The organism is Flectobacillus sp. BAB-3569, assembly GCF_002270355.1.
Classification (GTDB): Bacteria; Bacteroidota; Bacteroidia; order Cytophagales; family Spirosomataceae; genus Flectobacillus; species Flectobacillus roseus.
The window spans coordinates 1-2,728 of record NZ_NJFZ01000118.1 but is presented as its reverse complement, the minus strand read 5'-3'; the positions used below and the strand labels follow the sequence as shown (position 1 = coordinate 2,728).

Genomic DNA, 2,728 nt, shown 5'->3' with positions numbered 1-2,728 from the left:
TTATAGTCCAGCCTCGACAGGAGTAGTTGTTACGGTAAATGCCTGTGATACCGATGGAGATGGAGATTTTGATATCGACCGACCCAGCACCAAACAATCCATGTGTATGGAGTAATAATCAAGTTTTGGCAAATACTACAACTACTTGGCGCACTGCAGATTGTGATGGAGATGGTATTAGTAATTATGCAGAGAAGTTAGCAGGTACAGATCCATTAAATGCTTGTGACCCAGCGTTGGTTGTTCCAACAGTTAGTGTAAGTAGTATCAATAACATTTGTCCTGCTACGACAGCTAATTTATCTACTGCGATAAGTGGAACAGCGCCATCGGGAAGTAGTTTGGTTTGGTTTACGAATAATACACATACAGGCACGGCTTACTCAACACCGACGGCAGCAACGGACGGGACTTATTACGCCTTTTACTATAATGCTACCACAGGTTGTTATAGTGCTGCAAGTTCAGAGGTAGATGTATTTATTACTTCTTGTACAGGCTTAGATCCAAGTGGCGTGAGTTGCAATACGAAAGTACCTCTGACGAATGGATTGTTTACAAACCTAGCGGCAACAAAGACGAATAGTTTGTTAGGTTGTGTGAATTTGACGACCGCCTCGACGAATAATTTGGTTGATTCAGACTTAAATAATTATGCGGGCTTTAATGTAACAGGTTTAGGTTGTAATGTAACCTATAGTGTCAAAGACAATGATGCTACAGATACGTATCCTGCGGGATATTATGCAGGTTTTAAGATAGCCTCAGCAAGCCTATTGAGCGGAAGCATTGGTTCAACGGTACGTATCGAAACATATAACAATGGAGTATTTGTAGAAGGAAAAGATGTAGTAACGAGTTTGCTAGGAATAGAATCAAGTTTGTTAGATGGCAGTGGATTGGCGACGGTAGGTTTTATCACGACCCAAGGCTTTGACGAAGTACGTATTATTTACACTACTTTGGTGGGTGTTGGTTTTACAGGTCAGGTGTATTATCCAGTAATAGAAAAATTCTGTGCGGGCTCAGCGTTGGTATGTAATACACAGACGAATGTTTCGAACCCTTCTTATCCCGTAGTAATAGATGATAGTCAGACAGGTATCACAGGCGTTGCTTGTGTAGGTTGTTCGATTAGCAATACAGAAAATGTAATCAGCTCAAGTACGAGTGATTATGCGACTATTACGATGTCGGCTTCTTTGGGTAGCAATGCCTCTATTTCCGTAAAAGATGTTTTGACGACCTATCCCATCGGAACTTTTGCCGGGTTTAATATTTCGAATCCTAATCTGATCAATGCGAATCTTTTGTCTGGTATTACCATCCGCACCTATAAGGCAGGTGTATTGCAGGAGAGTTCAGGAGTAGGGACGTTATTGTCGGTTAATTCTTCACTTTTGACAGGTGCAGGCGAGCAGTTAGTGGGCTTTATTAGTACGAAAGAATTTGATGAGGTAAAACTAGAAATAACGAATGTATTAGGGATTTTGAGTACGACAAGAGTTTACAACGTAGTACTAGAAAGTTTCTGCGCAGGCCCAGCGTTGAGTTGTACCGATACGTATTTGGTATCTCCAAGTTTTCCAGCGGTATTGAATGGTAGTTTGACCGGTATTGGAGGAGTAGCTTGCGTGGGCTGTTCTATTAATAATAGTCAAAATGTAGTAGATGCGAGTACTTCAAATTATGCAGATATTGTATTAACCGCAGGCTTATTGAGTAGTGGATCAATATCGATAAAAGATGCAGTGACTACTTATCCAATCGGAACATTTGCAGGATTTGATATAGAAAATACAAGTATTCTTGGAGCGAGTCTTTTGAGTAATGCTACCGTCAGTACTTATCTGAATGGAGTATTACAGGAAAGTAATGCAGGCGGATTGATCAGCTTGTCTATTCTAAGTTCAACTCGTCAGGTAGTTGGCTTCGCAGCGACGAAGCCATTCAACGAAGTTCGCTTTACGATTGCGAATTTGGTAGGAGTAGATGTTGGTACGACAAGGGTGTATGGTGCCGTATTACGCTTAGCGAATGCAGCGGGTTTTGTAGCACCAAGTTTGTTGAGTAGCAGTGTGAGCAATGTATGTCCAGCGACGACAGGTGATTTATCAAGTGCGATAGGTAGCGCGCCATCAGGTGCGGTGATACAGTGGTTTACGAACAATACACATACAGGTACTGCCTACAGCACACCGAGTACTGCCGCAGCTGGTACGTATTATGCTTTTTATTATGATTCAGTTTTGGGTTGTTACAGTCCAGCCTCGACAGGAGTAGTTGTTACAGTAAATGCCTGTGATACAGACGGTGATGGTGATTTGGATTTAACCGACCCAGCACCAAACAATCCATGTGTATGGAGTAATAATCAAGTTTTGGCAAATACTACAACTACTTGGCGCACTGCAGATTGTGATGGGGATGGTATTAGTAATTATGCAGAGAAGTTGGCTGAGCCATTTTCGGCCATTGTGACTTTTCCTGTTATTTTGCTTTGAGCAAAGATTATGCTCGCAGAAAACACTAACAGCATGGTAAGTAGAAGTCTCTTTTTCATGCAATAAAAGGGTTTTACTTGTTGACGTTTTACCTGACAATTGTTGATTTATATTTATTAAAACTAAATCCAAAAGTAAATAGAGGCGAATACTCCTACCACGTTGAAACCAACGAGTAATGAGTGCTACAACAAATGGCGAATGAAGTAGCGTTGCCGATTTTA

The 2,728-nt window shown here is 41.3% G+C and carries 1 protein-coding gene; it reads left to right on the top strand.

What is annotated here, in order from left to right:
• Positions 1 to 125 precede the first annotated feature (125 nt).
• Positions 126 to 2,504 (top strand): hypothetical protein, encoded by a 2,379-nt coding sequence (locus BWI92_RS26590; RefSeq protein WP_176464569.1) that lies wholly within the window; start codon positions 126 to 128, stop codon positions 2,502 to 2,504.
• Positions 2,505 to 2,728 lie beyond the last annotated feature (224 nt).